We start from the raw sequence: 20,129 nt of genomic DNA, 5'->3' as shown, positions 1-20,129 counted from the left end.
CGTTCCCGGCGTATGCGCCCGATGCTGCCGCCCGCATCGGATGAGTGGTGTACGCCAGCACTCGACTGCACTGGAATTGCCGCACAGACGCGCTACCTTGAGCCTGTCCCGATTGGTATTTCGAGGATTCAGGGCTGCTCCGGGAGCCGTACCTCGCAGCCCTCCAGTAGAAAAGGAGTGGATCATGGCGCGCACAACCCCCATCGAGCTCTACCGCAATATCGGTATCGTCGCGCATGTGGATGCAGGCAAGACCACCACCACCGAGCGCATCCTTTTCTACACCGGGGTCAACCACAAGATGGGCGAGGTCCACGACGGCGCGGCGACCATGGACTGGATGGTGCAGGAGCAGGAGCGCGGCATCACCATCACCTCGGCGGCCACCACGGCGTTCTGGCTGGGCTCGGCCAAGCAGTACCAGAAACATCGGCTGAACATCATCGATACCCCCGGGCACGTCGATTTCACCATCGAGGTGGAGCGCTCTCTGCGCGTGCTGGATGGCGCGGTGGTGGTGTTCAGCGGCGCCGATGGCGTCGAGCCGCAGTCCGAGACGGTCTGGCGGCAGGCCAACAAGTACGGCGTGCCGCGCCTGGCCTACGTAAACAAGATGGACCGCCAGGGCGCCGACTTCCTCCGCGTGGTCAAGCAGATCGACGAGCGCCTGGGCCACCACCCGGTGCCGATCCAGCTGCCCATCGGTGCCGAGGAAAACTTCCGCGGGCAGATCGACCTGGTGCGGATGAAGGCCATCTACTGGGACGAGGCCGACCAGGGCATGAGCTTCCGCGAGGAAGAGATTCCCGCCGAGCTGGTGGCGCTGGCCGAGGAGTGGCGCGCGCACATGGTCGAGGCCGCCGCCGAGGCCAACGACGAGCTGATGAACAAGTACCTGGAAGGCGAGGAACTGAGCGTTGAGGAGATCAAGGCCGGCCTGCGCCAGCGCACCCTGGCCAACGAGATCGTGCCGGCGGTGCTCGGTTCGTCGTTCAAGAACAAGGGCGTGCCGCTGGTACTCGACGCGGTGATCGACTACCTGCCGGCGCCTTCGGAAATCCCAGCGATCAAGGGTACCCATCCGGATCACGAGGATGTCCACGACGAGCGCCATGCCGACGACAACGAACCGTTCTCCGCGCTGGCCTTCAAGATCGCCACCGACCCCTTCGTCGGCACGCTGACCTTCGCCCGCGTGTACTCGGGCGTGCTGAGTTCCGGCGATGCCGTGCTCAACTCGGTGAAGGGCAAGAAAGAGCGGGTGGGGCGCATGGTGCAGATGCACGCCAACCAGCGCGAGGAAATCAAGGAGTGCCGCGCCGGCGACATCGCCGCGCTGATCGGCATGAAGGATGTCACCACCGGCGACACCCTGTGCGCCATCGAGAAACCGATCATCCTCGAACGGATGGACTTCCCCGATCCGGTGATTTCCGTGGCGGTCGAGCCGAAGACCAAGGCCGACCAGGAGAAGATGGGCATCGCCCTGAGCAAGCTGGCCCAGGAGGACCCGTCGTTCCGCGTGAAGACCGACGAGGAAACCGGCCAGACCATCATCTCCGGCATGGGCGAGCTACATCTGGACATCATCGTCGACCGCATGAAGCGCGAGTTCGGAGTCGAGGCGAACATCGGCAAGCCGCAGGTGGCCTACCGCGAGGCCATCCGCAACAAGTGCGAGATCGAAGGCAAGTTCGTCCGTCAGTCCGGCGGACGCGGCCAGTTCGGCCATTGCTGGATTCGCTTCGAACCGGCTGCCGAAGGCGTGGACGGGCTGCAGTTCGAGAACGAGGTGGTCGGTGGGGCGATCCCGCGCGAGTTCATCCCGGCGATCCAGAAGGGCATCGAGGAACAGATGCGCAACGGCGTGCTGGCCGGCTATCCGCTGGTCAGCCTGAAGGCGACGGTGTTCGACGGTTCCTACCACGACGTCGACTCCAGCGAGATGGCGTTCAAGATCGCCGCGTCGATGGCCACCAAGCAGCTCTCGCAGAAGGGCGGCGCGGTGCTGCTGGAGCCGGTGATGAAGGTCGAGGTGGTGACGCCGGAAGACTACATGGGCGACGTGATGGGCGATTTGAACCGCCGCCGTGGCCTGATCCAGGGTATGGAAGACACGCCGGCGGGCAAGGTGATTCGCGCGGAAGTGCCCTTGGGAGAGATGTTCGGCTACGCCACCGACGTGCGCTCGATGTCCCAGGGGCGTGCCAGCTATTCCATGGAGTTCACCCGCTACGCGGAAACGCCGGCGAATGTTTCCGAAGCGATCGTGAAGAAGCAGTTGGGGTGAGGGGATCGCAATCCTATCGTTCCCACGCTCCCGCGTCCGGTCCGTGGACGCGGAGCGTCCAGGGCGACACTCCCACGCAGGAGCGTGGGAGCGATTTCATGCCCTCACCCTAACCCTCTCCCGGAGGGAGAGGGGACTGTTCGGTGTGAGGCGGAATGCCGTGCCCACTCGCCGCTCCGGAGCGGCCCCCTCTCCCTTTGGGAGAGGGCTGGGGTGAGGGGAAAAGTGGAGCGGGCACAGGCTCTTCAGGCCGGACTCCCTTCCTTCACCTGCCGCTTCAGATAAGCCCGCGCATCCCCAAGAATGCGGTCCGATAGCTCCTCATCCGCCACGCTGCGCGACAGCACCAGCGCGCCGACCAGGCTGGCCAGCAGGGCGACGCCCTGTTCCCGGGCGTGCTCGGCTGGCAGGTTCTTCTCGATCATTTCCAGCCGCTCGCGGACGACCGCATCGGTGGTCGGACTGGCATGGCCGCGCGCGCCGAGTTCGGCGGAGATGGTCGGCAGCGGGCAGCCGCGACCGGGGCCGGCGCGATGGTCGGCGGAGAGGTAGTTGTCGATGAAGGCGTCCAGCGGATCGTCGCTGGCGAACAGCCGCTCGCTCACTTCGCCGAGTTGCCCGGCGGCTTCCTGCAGGGCGATTTCCACCAGTTCGTCCTTCGACTTGAAGTGCGCGTAGAAACCGCCGTGGGTCAGGCCAAGGGCCTTCATCAGCGTCTGCAACCCCGTGGCGTCGACGCCGTCGCGGCGGAAGCGCTCGGCGGCTTCATTGATGATGCGTTGGCGGGTCCGGGCCTTGTGGTCTTCCGAATAGCGCATGGCGGGCGCTACCTCCTGGGAGTGATCAGATGCTGTCCGTCATTCTAACGTCACGAGGGTATCGCCACACTGTCATGCATCAGGACGGGAAAAGCGGCGCCCCGGATAGAGAAGGGTGCCGTGTCGATCACTCCGCCGCCTGGTAGGTCGCGGTGACCTGGCGCAGTTGGTTGCGCTGCACCTTGTAGCGCAGGGCGGATGCCGGCACCGGGCTGGTCTTGCCGGTTTCCAGCCAGGTGCGGATGCGGGTGGCATCGCCGACGTGGGTGCGCTTGCCGAGAGCGTCGAGCAGCGCCAGGGCGACCGGGCGGCCGTTCATCACGGTGACCATCACCAGGCAGTGCCCGGCCTCGTTGGTGAAGCCGGTCTTGGTCAGGCGCACGTCCCATTTCGGGTTGCGCGTCAGCGGGTTGGTGTTGAAGAAGCCCAGCGAGTAGTTCGGGTGGCTGAAGCGCACGGTCTTGCTCGGCGTGGTGCTCAGCTCGCGGATCATCGGGTACTGGTAGGCGGCGCGGACCAGGCGGACCAGGTCGCGGGTGCTGGATACGTTGTATTCCGACAGCCCGGTCGGCTCCTTGAAGCGGGTGTTCCTCATGCCCAGCGCCTGGGCCTTGGCGTTCATCGCCCGGACGAACGCGCGGGTGCCGCCCGGATAGTGGTGGGCAAGGCTGGCGGCGGCGCGGTTTTCCGAGGACATCAGCGCCAGTTCCAGCATCTGCCGGCGGTCGATCTGGCTTTTCAGACGAACGCGGGAATACACGCCCTTCATCTCGGAAGTTTCGGAAATATCGACGTCGAGCAGTTCGCTCATGGGTTGCTTGGCGTCCAGCACTACCACGGCGGTCATCAGCTTGGTGATCGAGGCGATCGGCGAGACCACGTCGGGGTTGCTGGAGTACACGACATCGTTGTTTTGCAGGTCGATCACCAGGGCGCTGCCCGAGGCAAGGACCAGCGGTTTTGCGGCGGCCGGGAGCTTTTCGGCGGCAAGGGAATTCGTAGTGCAGACGGCAGAGGTGAAAAGAAAAACCAGACTCAGAAGCGAGCGACGGATGGCCATGAACAGGATTCGCGAATGTGAGTGGGAAAAAATACGGTGTTCTTGTATGTAAATTCCCACAATTCTAATCCATGCCCTTCTACCGCGCACGTGCGTTCCAGAGGGCTTCGATGGCATTTCATCGGTGTTTCACTTTGAGACAGCGCGAGACTGCGTGCCCATGGCGACGCAACGCGCGTAGGACGGGATGCGATGTGCAACGAGGTGTGTCGCGAAATGCGCCGAGCGAGCGTGCATCCGGCCATGAAATGAGTACATGTATTTGAAATAAAAGAATTTGTTAAGGCTGGCACGGACCCTGCTGTGGTCTTCCCCAGGACGATGCCGGGATGTTTGGGACTTGTGCTTACCTTTACGTTAACGTAAACATAATGAGTACCTTCCGGCACTGCCCGGAGGCGTGACCGGCCGTCGAAATTTCCGGCGCTCCAACCGGTTCGGCTGCCCAGCATCGCTCCCAGAACAAAGACAACAAGGGAAAGCCATGAACAACCTCAGCTACACCCGTGGCCGCCAGGACAAACCCCTGCTGGCCATGACCATCGGCGCCGCCTTCGACGCCACCGTTGCCCGCTTCCCGCAACGCGAGGCGCTGGTGGTCAAGCACCAGAACCTCCGCTACAGCTGGGCCAGCCTCGCCGAGACCGTCGACGCCGTCGCCCGCGCCTTCCTCGCACTCGGCCTGCGCCAGGGCGACCGCCTGGGCATCTGGGCGCCGAACTGCGCCGAGTGGTGCATCGCCCAGTTCGCCAGCGCCAAGGTCGGCGCCGTGCTGGTCAACATCAACCCGGCCTATCGCCTCGGCGAGCTGGAATATGCGCTGAAGCAGTCCGGCTGCACCTGGCTGATCTGCGCAGACTCGTTCAAGACGTCCGACTACCACGCCATGCTCGGCGAAATGCTGCCCGAGCTGGGGCAGGGGCGTCCGGGCGAGCTGTCCAGCGCCAGCCTGCCGGAACTGCGCGGCGTGATCAGCCTGGCCGACCAGGCGCCGGCCGGCTTCCTGCGCTGGAGCCAACTGGCCGCGCTGGGCGCCTCGGTGGCGCCGGCCGAGCTGAAGGAGCGCGAGGCGCTGCTGCAGTTCGACGAGCCGATCAACATCCAGTACACCTCCGGCACCACCGGCTTCCCGAAAGGCGCCACGCTCAGCCACTACAACATCCTCAACAACGGCTACATGGTCGGCGAGAGCCTCGGCCTGACCGAGGAAGACCGCATGGTCGTGCCGGTGCCGCTGTACCACTGCTTCGGCATGGTGATGGGCAACCTCGGCTGCATGACCCACGGCTCCACCATCGTCTACCCGGCGCCGAGCTTCGAGCCGGAAGCGACCCTGCAGGCCGTGGCGGAAGAACGCGCGACCGTGCTCTACGGCGTGCCGACCATGTTCATCGCCGAACTGGACCACCCACGGCGCAAGGAATTCGACCTGACCAGCCTGCGCACCGGGATCATGGCCGGCGCTACCTGCCCGATCGAAGTGATGCGCCGGGTCATCGACGAGATGCACATGGCCGAGGTGCAGATCGCCTACGGCATGACCGAGACCAGCCCGGTGTCGCTGCAGACCGGTCCCGAGGACGACCTGGAAACCCGCGTCACCACCGTCGGCCACACCCAGCCGCAGCTGGAAACGCGGATCATCGACGAGAATGGCCGCATCGTCCCGCGCGGCACCATCGGCGAGCTGTGCACCCGCGGCTACAGCGTGATGCTCGGCTACTGGAACAACCCGCAGGCCACTTCCGAAGCGATCAGCCCGGCGCGCTGGATGCTCACCGGCGACCTGGCGGTGATGGACGAGCGCGGCAACGTGCGCATCGTCGGACGCAGCAAGGACATGATCATTCGTGGCGGCGAGAACATCTATCCGCGCGAGATCGAGGAATTCCTCTTCACCCACCCGGCGGTGGCCGACGTGCAGGTGATCGGCATCCCCGACGAGAAGTACGGCGAAGAGCTGGTCGCCTGGGTCAAGTTCCACCCCGACCACGCCGCCAGCGAGGACGACCTGCGCGCGTTCTGCAAGGCGCGCATCGCGCACTTCAAGGTGCCGCGCTTCTTCCGCTTCGTCGACGAGTTCCCGATGACGGTGACCGGCAAGATCCAGAAGTTCCGCATGCGCGAAATCAGCATCGAGGAAATCCGCGGCAAGTGAAGGGCTGTTTGAAGGGAGCGCCGCGCGCGTTATCGTGCGCGGCTCCCACTCCGATCCAGAAACCGCCATGCCCATAGAGAAAGGCACCATCTCCATCCGCCTGGTCAACGAGGCGCTGGCCGAGTTGCGCCGCCTCGGCCTCGATGCGGCGCCGCTGCTCGAAGCGGCAGGGATATCCGCCGAACTGCTCGACAAACCCTACGCGCGCGTTTCCAGCCTGGCCTATGCGCGGCTCTGGCTGCAGTTGGCGAAGCGGCTGGACGATGAGTTCTTCGCCATGAATCCGCGGCGGATGAAGCCCGGCAGCTTCAATTTCATGGCCCGCGCGGCGATCCATGAAACCAGCCTGGAGCCGGCGCTGAACGTCGCGCTGCGCTTCTTCGGCCTGATCTTCGATGGCCTCTCGCCGCGCCTGACGCGCCAGGACGGCCTGGCGGCGATCGTCCTCGACGAGGGCGAAGGGCCGCCGCAGCGGGCCTTCTGCTACTTCACCCTGTGGCTGATGGTGCACGGCCTGGCCTGCTGGCTGGTTGGCCGGCGCATCCCGATCCTCGCCATCGACCTGCACTGCGAGCAGCCGGACTACATCGAGGACTACCGGGTGATGTTCAGCGACAACCTGCGCTTCTCGCGCCGGCAGACACGCCTGCTGTTCAACGCCGAAGTCCTCGACCTGCCGGTACGCCGCGACGAACGCGAACTGCGCCGCTTCCTGGCGGGCGCGCCGGCCAACATCCTGGTGCGCTACCGCGATCCGCAAAGCCTCGCCGCGCGGATCAAGACCTATCTGCGCAGCCTGAAGTTCGAACGCTGGCCCGACCTGGAAGCGCTGGCCGGGCACTTCTACATGGCGCCCTCGACCCTGCGCCGCAAGCTGGCGGTGGAAGGGCAGTCCTACCAGGCGCTGAAGGACCAACTGCGCCGCGACCTGGCCATCGCCCGTCTGGACAGCGGCGAGGTCAACTTCGCCGACCTCGCCAGCGAACTGGGCTTCGCCGATACCAGCGCGTTCTACAAGGCCTTCCGCAAGTGGACCGGCTCGACGCCGGGGCAGTACCGGGCGGTGATGCAGCAGGGGGCGGAGTAGCGGTGCGCGGATACCCTCACCCCAGCCCTCTCCCGGAGGGAGAGGGGGCACTCCGGAGTGGGTTGATGCAACGTGCTATCCGGCAACACCGAACAATCCCCTCTCCCTCCGGGAGAGGGTTAGGGTGAGGGGGCCAGCAACCCCGAAGCATCCGCTGTCCATTCCGCTCAGCCACATTGAATCCTTTCGACATTGCCCCCGTGCCGATCCGGCGCGAACATCGTAGTCACTCCATGACAAGAACAACCCAGGAGTTTCGCGATGCGCAAGTACGATGCAGCAGTGGCCGAGTTCGACTACCAGGCCGCCGCCGAGTCCACCCTGGCGGGTAACTTCTCCGCCCTCAATGCCGCTGTCGAATGCTGTGACCGCCATGCCATCCCCGGGCGCATCGCGCTGTTCTGGGAAGGCAGGAACGGTGAGAGCGAGACCTATACCTTCACCCAGCTGAAGGACCTTTCCAGCCGCTTCGCCAGTTTCCTCCACGGCCTCGGCGTACGTCCCGGCGACCGTGTTTCCGGCCTGCTGCCGCGCACACCGGAGCTGCTGATCACCATCCTCGCCACCTGGCGCCTGGGTGCGGTGTACCAGCCGCTGTTCACCGCCTTCGGCCCGAAAGCCATCGAGCATCGGGTGAAGACCGCGAACAGCCGGGTCGTGATCACCGACGGCGCCAACCGCAGCAAGATCGACGAGGTGGAGAACGCGCCGCTGACCGTCACCGTCGGCGGACCGAAGGGGCAGGGCATTCGCCACGGCGACTACAGTTTCTGGGCCGAACTGGAGCGTCATTCGCCGGACTTCGAACCGGTCATGCGCAGCGGCGACGATCCCTTCCTGCTGATGTTCACCTCCGGCACCACCGGCCTGGCCAAGCCGCTCGCCGTGCCGCTCCGGGCCATCGTCGCCTTTACCGGCTACCTGCGCGATGCCGTGGGGCTGCGTCCGGAAGATGCCTTCTGGAACGTCGCCGACCCGGGCTGGGCCTACGGGCTCTACTACGCGGTTACCGGTCCGCTGGCGATGGGGCACCCGACCACCTTCTACGAAGGCGCCTTCACCGTCGAAAGCACCTGCCGGATCATCCGCAAGTACGGCATCACCAACCTGGCCGGCTCGCCCACCGCCTACCGCCTGCTGATCGCTGCTGGCGAGGAAGTGAGCAAAGCGCTGAAGGGCCGCCTGCGTGCCGTCAGCAGCGCCGGCGAGCCGCTCAGTCCGGAGGTGATCCGCTGGTTCGCCGATAACCTCGGCGTGACCATCCATGACCACTACGGGCAGACCGAACTGGGCATGGTGCTGGCCAACCACCATGCGCTGGAGCACAAGGTACACATGGGCTCGGCCGGCTTCGCCATTCCTGGCCACCGCGTGGTGGTGCTGGACGAGCAGGGCAACGAACTGCCGGCCGGCCAGCCGGGCATTCTCGCCATGGATCGCAAGCGCTCGCCGCTGATGTGGTTCGGCGGCTACGAAGGCATGGAAACCAAGGCCTTCATCGGCGACTACTATTTGAGCGGCGATACCGTCGAGCTGAACGAGGATGGCAGCATCAGCTTCGTCGGCCGCTCCGACGACCTGATCACCACCTCCGGCTACCGGGTCGGCCCGTTCGACGTGGAAAGCGCGCTGATCGAGCATGCGGCGGTGATGGAAACCGCGGTGATCGGCAAGCCGGACCCGGAGCGCACCGAACTGGTCAAGGCGTTCGTCGTGCTCTGCCAGGGCTACCGCGCCACGCCGGAACTGGCCGAGGAGCTGCAGCAATACGTGCGCAAGCGCCTGTCCGCGCACAGCTATCCGCGGGAGATCGAGTTCGTCGACGAATTGCCGAAGACTCCCAGCGGCAAGATCCAGCGATTCCTCCTGCGCAACCAGGAAATCGCCAAGCAGAACGAGGCCGCCGCGCGTTGAGCGCGGCGGTTCCTAATAGATTCGGGAGAGCAACAGTGCGTATCGAAAACAAGGTATTCATCGTCACCGGCGGCGGTTCCGGCCTCGGCGCCGCCACCGCGAAAACGCTGGTGGAAGCGGGTGGCAAGGTGGTGATCGCCGACATCAACGCCGAAGCCGGTGCGGCCCGGGTGGCCGAACTGGGTGAAGCCAATGCCCGCTTCGTGCGCACCGACGTGACCAGCGAGGCGGATGCCATCAACGCCGTGCAGACCGCCGTGGAGACCTTCGGGGCGCTGCACGGGCTGGTCAATTGCGCCGGCATGGGGCCGGCGGAGAAAGTCATCGGCCGCGATGGCGTGCATCGCCTGGAAAGCTTCGCGCGGATCGTCAACATCAACCTGATCGGCACCTTCAACATGCTGCGGCTGGCCGCCGAGGCCATGAGCCGCAACGAGCCGGACGAAGGCGCCGAGCGCGGCGTGATCGTCAACACCGCCTCGGTGGCGGCCTTCGACGGGCAGATCGGCCAGGCCGCCTATTCCGCGTCGAAGGGCGGTGTGGTCGGCATGACCCTGCCGATCGCCCGCGAACTGGCGCGCCACGGTATCCGCGTGATGACCATCGCCCCCGGCATCTTCGAAACCCCGCTGGTGGCCGGCATGCCCCAGCCGGTACGCGACGCCCTCGGCGCCAGTGTGCCGTTCCCGTCGCGCCTGGGCCGGCCGGACGAGTTCGCCGCGCTGGTCCGCCATATCGCCGAGAACAGCATGCTCAACGGCGAGGTGATCCGCCTCGACGGTGCCATCCGCATGGCCGCGAAGTAATCAGAGGTATTTCCAGATGAAAGATCCCATTGTCATCGTCAGCGCCGCCCGCACTCCCATGGGCGGTTTCCTTGGCGACTTCAAGGACGTGACCGCCGCCACCCTTGGCGCCGCCGCAGTGCGCGCCGCCGTCGAACGCGCGCGCCTGCAGGCCAATGAAGTCGAGGACGCGGTGATCGGCTGCGTCCTCGGCGCCGGCCAGGGCCAGGCTCCGGCGCGCCAGGCCGTGATTGGCGCCGGTCTCGACAAGGGCACGCCGTGCAGCACGGTCAACAAGATGTGCGGCTCGGGCATGAAGGCGGTCATGCAGATCCATGACGCGCTGGTCGCCGACAGCATCGCCGTCGGCCTGGCCGGCGGCATGGAAAGCATGTCCAACGCCCCGTACCTGCTGGACCGCGCCCGCAGCGGCTACCGCATGGGCCACGGTCGGGTGCTCGACCACATGTACCTCGACGGCCTGGAAGACGCCTACGACAAGGGCCGCCTGATGGGCACCTTCGCCGAGGACTGCGCGCAAACCTACGGCTTCACCCGCGAGCAGCAGGACGAATTCGCCATCGCCTCGCTGAGTCGTGCGCAGAAGGCCATGAACGAAGGCCGCTTTGCCGCCGAAGTCGTTGCAGTGCAGGCGAAGTCCGGTCGCGAGGTGGTGACCATCGCCGCCGACGAGCAGCCGCCAAAAGCACGCCTGGACAAGATCCCCACCCTGAAACCGGCATTCCGCGAAGGCGGCACGGTCACTGCGGCCAACTCCAGTTCCATCTCCGACGGCGCCGCCGCGCTGGTGCTGATGCGCCTGTCCGAAGCCGAACGCCGTGGTTTGACGCCGCTGGCGGCGATCCGTGGGCATGCCTCCTTCGCCGATGCGCCGAACCTGTTCCCCACCGCACCGGTGGGCGCCATCCAGCGCCTGATGCAGCGCAGCGGCTGGTCGCTTGGCGAAGTCGATCTGTTCGAGATCAACGAGGCCTTCGCCGTGGTCGCCATGGCGGCGATGCGCGAACTGAAGCTGCCCCATGAAAAACTCAACGTGCACGGCGGCGCCTGTGCCCTCGGCCACCCGATCGGTGCGTCCGGCGCGCGGATCATCGTGACCCTGCTCAACGCCCTGCAGCAGTACGACCTGAAGCGCGGCGTGGCGGCGGTGTGCATCGGCGGCGGCGAAGCCACCGCGGTCGCCGTCGAACGTCTGAATTGAGAACGAAGCCATGATTCCACGTGAAGAAGACATCCAGATCCGCGACGTTGCCCGCCAGTTCGCCCAGGAGCGGCTGAAGCCCTTCGCCGCCGACTGGGATCGCGAGCACCGCTTCCCTGCCGAAGCGCTGAAGGAAATGGCCGACCTCGGCTTCCTCGGCATGCTGGTGGAGGAACGCTGGGACGGCGCGCAGACCGGCCACCTGGCCTACGCCATGGCCCTGGAAGAGATCGCCGCCGGCGATGGCGCCTGCTCGACCATCATGAGCGTGCACAACTCGGTGGGCTGCATGCCCATCGCCAAGTTCGGCACGGACGAGCAGAAGGAGCGCTTCCTGCGTCCGCTGGCCCGCGGCGAGCAGATCGGCGCCTTCGCCCTCACCGAGCCGCAGGCCGGCTCCGACGCCAGCGACCTGCGCACCAAGGCGCGCCGCGATGGCGACCATTACGTGCTGAATGGCAGCAAGCAGTTCATCACTTCCGGCAGCCATGCCGGCGTGGTGATCGTCTTCGCCGTGACCGACCCGGCAGCGGGCAAGAAGGGCATCAGCGCCTTCATCGTCCCCACCGATTCGCCCGGCTACAGCGTCGTGCGCGTCGAGGACAAGCTCGGCCAGCACGCCTCGGACACCTGCCAGATCCAGTTCGACGACCTGCGCCTGCCAGCCAGCTGTCGCCTGGGCGAAGAGGGCGAGGGCTACCGCATCGCCCTGAGCAACCTGGAAGGCGGCCGCATCGGCATCGCCTCGCAGTCGGTGGGCATGGCCCGCGCCGCGCTGGAATACGCCTGCGAGTACGCCCACGAGCGCAAGACCTTCGGCAAGCCGATCATCGAGCACCAGGCCGTGGCCTTCCGCCTCGCCGACATGGCGACCCAGATCGCCGTCGCCCGGCAGATGGTCCACCACGCCGCCAGCCTGCGCGAAGCCGGCCTGCCGTGCCTGACCGAAGCCTCGATGGCCAAGCTGTTCGCTTCGGAGATGGCCGAGAAGGTCTGCTCCGCGGCGATCCAGACGCTGGGCGGCTACGGCTATCTCAACGACTTCCCGGTGGAACGCATCTACCGCGATGTGCGCGTGTGCCAGATCTACGAAGGCACCAGCGACGTACAACGCATGGTGATCGCCCGCACCCTGTAGGTTGGCGCTGAGCGCAGCGAAGCCCAACGATAGCCGGTGCCAGGCCGAATCGTTGGGCTTCGTACCTCAGCCCAACCTACGCATACGCACCGTAGGAGCGGGCCATGCCCGCGAATCGCGCGCATGGCGCGCTCCTACAGGTGGTTCCCACGGAGAACCATGCCCCCTTACCGCGCCGGCAAGATTTTCCCCCGGCACTCGCCAAACCCGATCGACACCTGCCCGTCGCCCTTGCAGCGGGCGCGCAGGATGATCTCGTCGCCGTCCTCCAGGAAGCGCCGCTCCTCGCCAGTCGGCAGGATGATCGGCTGCTGGCCGTTGCCGGTCAGTTCCATCAGGCTGCCGGCGGCTTCGCGCTGTTCGCCGGAAAGGGTGCCGGAGCCGAACAGGTCGCCCGGTTGCAGGCGGCAGCCGTTGACGCTGTGGTGGGCGATCATCTGCGCCACGGTCCAGTACATGTTCAGCGTGTTGCTCAGGGCGATGCGCTGCGGCGGCAGGTGCTGCTCGTGCATGCGCTCGGTGAGCAGCAGCACCTCCAGCTCGATATCCAGCGCGCCGTTGTCCTGGTCTTCCACGTCCAGCAGATAGGGCAGCGGCTGCGGATCGCCCTCCGCACGCGGCGGCTGCGGTTTGCGGAAGGGCTCCAGCGCCTCGGGCGTGACCACCCACGGCGAGACGGTGGTGGCGAAACTCTTCGACAGGAACGGACCGAGCGGCTGGTATTCCCAGGCCTGGATATCGCGTGCCGACCAGTCGTTGAGCAGGCAGAAACCGGCGACATGGAACGCCGCCTCGCCTATCGGAATCGAGCGCCCCTGATCGTTGCCCTTGCCGATCCAGATGCCCAGCTCCAGTTCCAGATCCATCTTCGCGCTGGGGCCGAAGGTCGGCACCTGCTGTCCCGGCGGCAGGGTCTGGCCGTTGGGGCGGATCACGTCGGTGCCGGATGCCACGATGGTCGAGGCGCGGCCGTGGTAGCCGATTGGCACGTATTTGTAGTTGGGCAGCAGCGGGTTGTCCGGGCGGAACAGCTTGCCGATGTTCTGCGCGTGGTGGATGCCGACGTAGAAGTCGGTGTAGTCGCCGATGCGTGCCGGCAGGTGCATGCGGCAGGCCAGTTGCGGCTTCAGCAGGGCCGCGCCGAGGTGCTCCAGGCGCTTGTGGTCCGGGCTGTCGCTGGCCAGCAGTTCGAGCAGGCGCTTGCGCAGGGCCCGGCGCGGCGTGGAGCCGAGGGCGAAAAAGGCGTTCAGGGTTTCGCCGCTGGCCGCGCGCGCCGCTTCGCCGGCCGAGCCATGGAACAGCCCGGTGTCGCAGGCGACCTTGAGGTCGAAGATGTAGTCGCCGATGGCGACCCCGCCGCGTGGCGTGTCGCCCGGCGGGCTGAAGATGCCCAGCGGCAGGTTCTGCAGCGGGAAATCCGGGTGGCCGTTGGCCGACTCGACCCAACTGGTGGGCAGGCTATCTGTAGTCATCGGCTCATTTACCCTGGGTGAAGGTCTTTTCCATGCCGGCCCAGCAGCCGTCGTAGTCGCCTTGCAGCTGGGGGCTCTCCAAAGCGTAGCGGGTCGGGCGCAACACGCGGCCGGTTTCGAACATGAAGGCCATGGTGTTGTCGATCTTGTGCGGCTTGAGGTCGGCGGCGATGGCCTGGCGGGTGGTGGCGTTGTCCGGGCCGTGGGCGCTCATGCAGTTGTGCAGCGAGGCGCCGCCAGGCAGGAAGCCTTCGGCCTTGGCATCGTAGGCGCCCTGGATCAGGCCCATGAATTCGTTCATCAGGTTGCGGTGGAACCACGGCGGACGGAAGGTGCTCTCGGCCACCATCCAGCGTGGCGGGAAGATCACGAAGTCGACGTTGGCCATGCCGTGGGTGTCGCTGGGCGCGGTGAGCACGGTGAAGATCGACGGGTCCGGGTGATCGAAACTGACCGTGCCGATGGTGTTGAAGCGGCGCAGGTCGTACTTGTACGGCACGTTGTTGCCGTGCCAGGCGACCACGTCCAGCGGCGAGTGGTCGAGGGTGGTGGCCCAGAGTTCGCCGAGGAACTTCTGCACCAGCTGCACCGGGCATTCCACGTCCTCGTAGTGCGCCACCGGGGCGAGGAAGTCGCGGGGGTTGGCCAGGCCGTTGCTGCCGATCGGACCGAGGTCTGGCAGGCGCAGGGCGGCGCCATGGTTCTCGCAGACGTAGCCGCGCGCCGTGGCATCCAGCAGTTCGACGCGGAAGCGCATGCCGCGCGGCAGCACGGCGATTTCCAGCGGTTCGATCTCCAGCACGCCGAGTTCGGTGACCAGGCGCAGGCGCCCGGATTCCGGGACGATCAGCATCTCGCCGTCGGCGTTGAAGAACGCCCGCTGCATCGAGGTGTTGGCGCGGTAGCTGTAGACGCTGACGCCGCTGGCCGCATCCGCCGACGCGGTGGCGGCGACGCAGAGCAGGCCGTCGATGAAATCGGTATCCTCCGACGGCAGCTCGAACGGGCTCCAGCGCAGGCGGTTCGGGGTGATCGGGCCGAGTTCGCCGCCGGCGATCTGGCGCGGCAGGCGCTGGTAGCGCGGATGCGCGGCGGACGGGCGGATGCGGTACATCCAGGTCCGCCGCGATTCGCCGCGCGGCACGGTGAAGGCGGTTCCGGAAAGCAGCTCGGCATACAGGCCGTAGGGGACCTGCTGCGGGGAATTCTGTCCGACGGGCAGGGCGCCGGGCAGGGCTTCGCTGCTGAATTCGTTGCCGAAGCCGGACTGGTAGATAAGGTCGTTCATGGTGTTCTCGTTTTTTATCGTAATCGAGTTACGATTAACGTAATTTCTGCGAGGCGGTCCGTCAAGGTTAAGGGTAGGGGACGATGGCAAGGGACAAGTCGAAAGCGACGAACGAACAGGAAGAAACCGCGCCGACGCGCGGCAAGGTGCAGTCGGCGGAAGTCGGCACCGAGATTCTCAAGGGCCTCGCCGCCCTGGCGCCGAGCACATCGCTGAAGGGACTGGCGGAGCATCTGGGCATGCCGCCGGCCAAGGTCCATCGCTACCTGCAGGCGCTGATCGCCAGCGGCTTCGCCGAGCAGGACCCGGCGACCACCCACTACGGCCTGGGGCGCGAGGCGCTGTACGTCGGCCTGGCGGCGATCCGCCGGCTGGATGTGGTGAGGATCGCCACGCCGTATCTCGCCGAACTGCGCGACAGGCTGGGACAGACCTGCTTCCTGGCGATCTGGGGCAGCCACGGGCCGACCGTGGTGCAGGTCGAGCCGGCGCAGGGCATGGTCACCCTGGTGACGCAGATCGGCTCGGTGCTGCCGCTGCATGGCTCGTCCACCGGGCTGGTGTTCGCCGCGTTCCGTGGCGATGAGGACGGCGATGGGGACGTGCTGGAGCAGATCCGCCGCGATGGCATCCATTCCATCCACGGGCTGCTGATGCCGGGGGTGAACGCGCTGTCGGCACCCCTGTTCGCCACCGGCCGGCAGATCGCCGGGGTGATCACGGTGGTGGGCTCGGCGGCGGGGTTCGATGCCGAGATCGAGGGGGAGGCGGCGGGTTATCTGCGCGAGGTGGCGGGACAGATCAGCGAGAGGATGGGTGGCCAGGCGTAGGGTGAACAATCGCTCCCACGTTTTTGCATGGGAACGCATCCCTGGACGCTCCTGCGTCCGCCCCCATGGGTATCGCAAGCTCAACCCATCCTACGCAAGGTCAAGGCGTTCTGGAGCGGCAGTCAGCGGAACTCGCGTAGGTTGGTGCTGAGCTTGCGAAGCCCAACGGTTATCATGCCCGGCAGATGTTGGGCTTCGCTACGCTCAGCACCAACCTACGGGATGCTGGCTCATGCGCTTTCCATCCTCGCCCAATCCATCCCCTGCAACAGCACATCGCTCAGCGCCTGTGCTGCGCTGGACAGCGAGTGCCCGGCCAGCGTGATCAGGCCCACCTGGCGCTCGATGCGTGGGTCATGCAGCGCCACGCAGCGCGCTCCGAGTTCTTCCATCTGCTTCACGCACAGCCGCGGCACGGCGCTGACGCCCAGGCCCTCGGCGACCATGCGGCCGACGGTGCCCAACTGGTGACTTTCGAACGCCACCGGCAGCTTGCCGTGCCGCGCGCTGACGCTTTCCTCCAGCAGCAGGCGCAGCACCGACGGGCGCTGCAGGGTGATGAAGTTCTCCCGCAGCAGCTCTTCCCAGCTCACCTGCGCCTGTAGCGCCAGTGGCGATTGCGCGGGCAGCACGGCGACGAAACGGTCGGTGTAGAAGGGCGCGAAGTCCAGCCCGTCGAGATTCTCCGGTTCGAAGGCGATGCCCAGTTCGACCCGCCGGTTGCGCACCATTTCCAGCACCTGCTCGTTGATCACGTCGTGCACCGCCACGTTCACCTTCGGGTAGCGGCGGCGGAAGTTCATCAGCACCTCCGGCAGCAGGTTGCCGGCGAAGGAGGGCATGGAGGCGATGGAGACCTTGCCCAGTTGCAGGGTGAAGTGCTGGCGCAGCAGATCCTCGGCGTTGTCCCAGTCGGCCAGCAGGCTGCGGGCGATGGGCAGCAGGGTCTCGCCCTCGGGGGTGAGGCTGACGCTGCGGGTGGTGCGCACCAGCAACGGGCCGCCGAGGGATTCCTCCAGGCTCTTGATCGCCAGGCTCAGCGCCGGCTGCGACAGGTGCAGACGCTCGCAGGCCTGGGCGAAGCTGAGGGTTTGTGCCACGGCGAGGAAGGCGCGCAGTTGTTTGACGGTCATTGATAAGGAAACCGGATCAATGGATTGGAAAAACAAACTTAACAAATGAGTTCCCAGCAGTGAAGCTGCAAGTGTTTTCGGCTATCAGGCCGACTCGACAATTACAAGAGGCAGCAACATGGCAGGACTCGATAAACGCGTAGGCAGCTACGAAGAGGCGCTCGCCGGGCTCACCGACGACATGACGGTAATTGCCGGCGGCTTCGGCATCTGCGGCATCCCGGAAAACCTGATCGCGCAGATCCGCCGCATGGGCGTGAAGGGCCTGACCGTGGTTTCCAACAACTGCGGCATCGACGGCTTCGGCCTTGGCGTGCTGCTGGAAGACCGGCAGATCCGCAAGATGATCGCTTCCTACGTTGGCGAGAATGCCCTGTTCGAGCAGCAGTTACTGAGCGGCGAGCTGGAAGTCGAACTGACTCCGCAAGGCACCCTGGCCGAGAAGATGCGCGCCGGCGGCGCCGGCATCCCGGCCTTCTTCACCGCCACCGGCTACGGCACCCCGATTGCCGACGGCAAGGAAGTGCGCGAGTTCAATGGCCGCAAGTTCATCCTCGAAGAAGCCATCACCGGCGACTTCGCCATCGTCAAGGGCTGGAAGGCCGACCACTACGGCAACGTGATCTACCGCCACACCGCGCAGAACTTCAATCCGCTGGCCGCTACCGCCGGTCGCATCACCGTTGTCGAGGTGGAAGAGATCGTCGCGCCGGGTGAACTGGACCCGGCACAGATCCACACTCCCGGCATCTACGTCGACCGCATCATCCAAGGCACGTTTGAAAAGCGCATCGAGAAGCGCACCGTGCGTTCCTGAGCCCATCGGACAACAAGAGAGAATTCGCAATGGCACTTACCCGCGAACAGATGGCTCAGCGCGTGGCGCGCGAGCTGAAGGACGGCTACTACGTCAACCTCGGCATCGGCATCCCGACCCTGGTGGCCAACTACGTGCCGGAAGGCATGGAAGTGATGCTGCAGTCGGAAAACGGCCTGCTCGGCATGGGCGCGTTCCCCACCGAGGATGAGGTCGACGCCGACATGATCAACGCCGGCAAGCAGACCGTCACCGCCGTGAAGGGCGCGTCGATCTTCTCCTCGGCCGAATCCTTCGCGATGATCCGCGGCGGCCACGTCGACCTCACCGTGCTCGGTGCGTTCGAGGTGGACGTGCAGGGCAACATCGCCTCCTGGATGGTTCCCGGCAAGCTGGTGAAAGGCATGGGCGGCGCGATGGACCTGGTGGCCGGCGCCGACAACATCATCGTCACCATGACCCACGCCTCGAAGGACGGCGAGTCCAAGCTGCTGGATCGCTGCAGCCTGCCGCTGACCGGCGCCGGCTGCATCCGCAAGGTGCTGACCGACCTGGCCTACCTGGAGATCCAGGACGGCGCCTTCATCCTCCGCGAAACCGCGCCGGGCGTGAGCATCGCCGAGATCGCCGAGAAGACCGCCGGGCGCCTGATCGTGCCGGACGATGTGGTCGAGATGACCTTCTGATTCCACTTGTAGGAGCGGGCCATGCCCGCGATTCGCGCGCATGGCGCGCTCCTACAGGAAAGCCAGCGAGGTAGGGCGGGTGCAACCCGCCACCCCTGACGCACCTCGTTTGGCGGGTTTCACCCGCCCTACGCAATCGCTTCGGAGCATAGACATGCAAGACGTAGTTATCGTTGCCGCCACCCGCACCGCCATCGGCGCCTTCCAGGGCAGCCTGGCCAACGTACCGGCCGATGAGCTGGGCGCCACGCTGATCCGTTCGCTGCTGGAACGCAGCGGCGTCAAGGCGGAGCAGATCGACGAAGTGATCCTCGGCCAGGTGCTCACCGCCGGCAACGGCCAGAACCCGGCGCGCCAGGCGGCGATCAAGGCCGGCCTGCCGGTCACCGTGCCGGCCATGACCATCAATAAGCTCTGCGGCTCCGGCCTGAAGAGCCTGTTCCTCGCCACCCAGGCGATCCGCTGCGGCGACGCCGAGGTGGTGATCGCCGGCGGCCAGGAGAGCATGAGCCTCGCCCCCTACGTGCTGCCCAAGGCACGCACCGGTCTGCGCATGGGCCACGCGGAGCTGCAGGACAGTCTGCTGCGCGACGGCCTGATCGATGCCTTCAACGGCTACCACATGGGCATCACCGCCGAGAACCTGGCCGAGAAGTACGCCATCAGCCGCGAGGCCCAGGATGCCTTCGCCGCCCAGTCGCAGCAGAAGGCCGTGGCTGCCGTCGAGGCCGGCCGCTTCAAGGACGAGATCACCCCGGTGCTGATTCCGCAGCGCAAGGGCGAGCCGCTGCCCTTCGACACCGACGAGCAGCCGCGCGCCGGCACTACCGCCGAGTCGCTGGGCAAGCTGAAACCGGCCTTCAAGAAGGACGGCAGCGTCACCGCCGGCAACGCTTCCACCCTCAACGACGGTGCCGCCGCCGTGTTGCTGATGAGCGCGCCCAAGGCACGGGAACTCGGCCTGCCGGTGCTGGCGCGCATCCAGGCTTACGCCAGCGTTGGCGTCGATCCGTCGATCATGGGCATCGGCCCGGTTTCCGCCACCCGCAACTGCCTGGCGAAGGCCGGCTGGTCGCTGGACGAGGTGGACCTGATCGAAGCCAACGAAGCCTTCGCCGCGCAGTCCCTGTCGGTTGGCAAGGAACTGGGCTGGGATACCGCGAAAGTGAACGTCAACGGCGGCGCCATCGCCCTTGGCCACCCGATCGGCGCTTCCGGCTGCCGCGTGCTGGTGAGCCTGCTGCACGAGATGATCCGTCGCGATGCGAAGAAGGGTCTGGCGACCTTGTGCATTGGCGGTGGGCAGGGTGTGGCGTTGGCTATCGTGCGCGACTGACGTTGCGACGGATCGGCGGGTAGGGCGGGTGCAACCCGCCAATCCCGAGGCGCCATGGCGGGTTGCACCCGCCCTACGGCACTGTCTTGCGACCG

At 66.1% G+C, this 20,129-nt stretch carries 16 protein-coding genes; 11 read left to right on the top strand and 5 right to left on the bottom strand.

The genetic code is table 11. From position 1 onward, the window contains the following. Nucleotides 1-184 precede the first annotated feature (184 nt). Complete coding sequence (gene fusA, locus JFY56_RS01380; RefSeq protein ID WP_208311697.1) at nucleotides 185-2,290, top strand: elongation factor G; 2,106 nt, start codon at nucleotides 185-187, stop codon at nucleotides 2,288-2,290. Between the two features lie 245 nt (nucleotides 2,291-2,535). Here the strand turns inward: fusA and JFY56_RS01375 are convergent, their stop codons facing one another. Continuing rightward, nucleotides 2,536-3,108: a TetR/AcrR family transcriptional regulator gene (locus JFY56_RS01375; RefSeq protein WP_208311696.1), complete on the bottom strand. Its 573-nt coding sequence runs from the start codon at nucleotides 3,106-3,108 to the stop codon at nucleotides 2,536-2,538. Between the two features lie 127 nt (nucleotides 3,109-3,235). Continuing rightward, nucleotides 3,236-4,168, bottom strand: a complete 933-nt coding sequence (gene pbpG, locus JFY56_RS01370) for a D-alanyl-D-alanine endopeptidase (protein ID WP_208311695.1) — start codon at nucleotides 4,166-4,168, stop codon at nucleotides 3,236-3,238. Nucleotides 4,169-4,652: 484 nt separating this feature from the next. On the opposite strand from pbpG, the gene JFY56_RS01365 reads away from it, so the two are divergent. The 6 genes from JFY56_RS01365 (at nucleotide 4,653) to JFY56_RS01340 (ending at nucleotide 12,472) form a co-directional block, all read left to right on the top strand. After that, nucleotides 4,653-6,326, top strand: a complete 1,674-nt coding sequence (locus JFY56_RS01365) for an AMP-binding protein (RefSeq protein ID WP_208311694.1) — start codon at nucleotides 4,653-4,655, stop codon at nucleotides 6,324-6,326. Between the two features lie 67 nt (nucleotides 6,327-6,393). After that, entirely contained in the window at nucleotides 6,394-7,413 is a 1,020-nt protein-coding gene (locus JFY56_RS01360) for an AraC family transcriptional regulator (RefSeq protein WP_208311693.1), read from the top strand. Nucleotides 7,414-7,674: 261 nt separating this feature from the next. Further along, the gene (locus tag JFY56_RS01355; RefSeq protein WP_208311692.1) at nucleotides 7,675-9,327 is read left to right on the top strand and encodes an acyl-CoA synthetase; all 1,653 of its coding nucleotides are present in this window, start codon (nucleotides 7,675-7,677) and stop codon (nucleotides 9,325-9,327) included. 35 nt (nucleotides 9,328-9,362) lie between these two features. Then, nucleotides 9,363-10,133, top strand: coding sequence for a 3-hydroxyacyl-CoA dehydrogenase (locus tag JFY56_RS01350; protein WP_208311691.1), 771 nt, complete (start codon nucleotides 9,363-9,365; stop codon nucleotides 10,131-10,133). Nucleotides 10,134-10,149: 16 nt separating this feature from the next. Beyond that, nucleotides 10,150-11,334 (top strand): acetyl-CoA C-acyltransferase, encoded by a 1,185-nt coding sequence (locus tag JFY56_RS01345; RefSeq protein WP_208311690.1) that lies wholly within the window; start codon nucleotides 10,150-10,152, stop codon nucleotides 11,332-11,334. 10 nt (nucleotides 11,335-11,344) lie between these two features. Next, on the top strand, nucleotides 11,345-12,472 hold the full coding sequence (locus JFY56_RS01340) for an acyl-CoA dehydrogenase family protein (RefSeq protein ID WP_208311689.1): 1,128 nt from the start codon (nucleotides 11,345-11,347) through the stop codon (nucleotides 12,470-12,472). Between the two features lie 167 nt (nucleotides 12,473-12,639). On the opposite strand, the gene fahA is transcribed toward JFY56_RS01340, so the two are convergent. Then, nucleotides 12,640-13,944 carry a fumarylacetoacetase gene (gene fahA, locus JFY56_RS01335; protein WP_208311688.1) on the bottom strand — a complete coding sequence of 435 codons (1,305 nt, stop codon included), beginning with the start codon at nucleotides 13,942-13,944 and terminating at the stop codon, nucleotides 12,640-12,642. Nucleotides 13,945-13,948: 4 nt separating this feature from the next. Beyond that, nucleotides 13,949-15,232, bottom strand: coding sequence for a homogentisate 1,2-dioxygenase (gene hmgA / locus JFY56_RS01330; RefSeq protein WP_208311687.1), 1,284 nt, complete (start codon nucleotides 15,230-15,232; stop codon nucleotides 13,949-13,951). Between the two features lie 83 nt (nucleotides 15,233-15,315). On the opposite strand from hmgA, the gene JFY56_RS01325 reads away from it, so the two are divergent. Further along, nucleotides 15,316-16,062 (top strand): IclR family transcriptional regulator, encoded by a 747-nt coding sequence (locus JFY56_RS01325; protein WP_208311686.1) that lies wholly within the window; start codon nucleotides 15,316-15,318, stop codon nucleotides 16,060-16,062. A 230-nt stretch (nucleotides 16,063-16,292) separates the two neighbouring features. On the opposite strand, the gene JFY56_RS01320 is transcribed toward JFY56_RS01325, so the two are convergent. Then, nucleotides 16,293-17,195, bottom strand: a complete 903-nt coding sequence (locus tag JFY56_RS01320) for a LysR family transcriptional regulator (RefSeq protein ID WP_208311685.1) — start codon at nucleotides 17,193-17,195, stop codon at nucleotides 16,293-16,295. A gap of 118 nt (nucleotides 17,196-17,313) precedes the next feature. On the opposite strand from JFY56_RS01320, the gene JFY56_RS01315 reads away from it, so the two are divergent. From JFY56_RS01315 to JFY56_RS01305, 3 genes are all read left to right on the top strand, one after another. Next, complete coding sequence (locus tag JFY56_RS01315; protein WP_208311684.1) at nucleotides 17,314-18,012, top strand: CoA transferase subunit A; 699 nt, start codon at nucleotides 17,314-17,316, stop codon at nucleotides 18,010-18,012. A 29-nt stretch (nucleotides 18,013-18,041) separates the two neighbouring features. Continuing rightward, nucleotides 18,042-18,698 carry a CoA transferase subunit B gene (locus tag JFY56_RS01310; protein ID WP_208311683.1) on the top strand — a complete coding sequence of 219 codons (657 nt, stop codon included), beginning with the start codon at nucleotides 18,042-18,044 and terminating at the stop codon, nucleotides 18,696-18,698. A gap of 154 nt (nucleotides 18,699-18,852) precedes the next feature. Further along, a complete protein-coding gene (locus tag JFY56_RS01305; RefSeq protein ID WP_208311682.1) occupies nucleotides 18,853-20,034 on the top strand; it encodes an acetyl-CoA C-acetyltransferase in 1,182 nt (393 codons plus the stop codon). The last annotated feature ends 95 nt before the right edge of the window (nucleotides 20,035-20,129 follow it).

It is taken from the genome of Pseudomonas schmalbachii (assembly GCF_017589465.1).
GTDB lineage: Bacteria > Pseudomonadota > Gammaproteobacteria > Pseudomonadales > Pseudomonadaceae > Pseudomonas > Pseudomonas schmalbachii.
The sequence above is the reverse complement of the archived record's forward strand: the minus strand, read 5'-3'. Positions and strand labels throughout refer to the sequence as shown.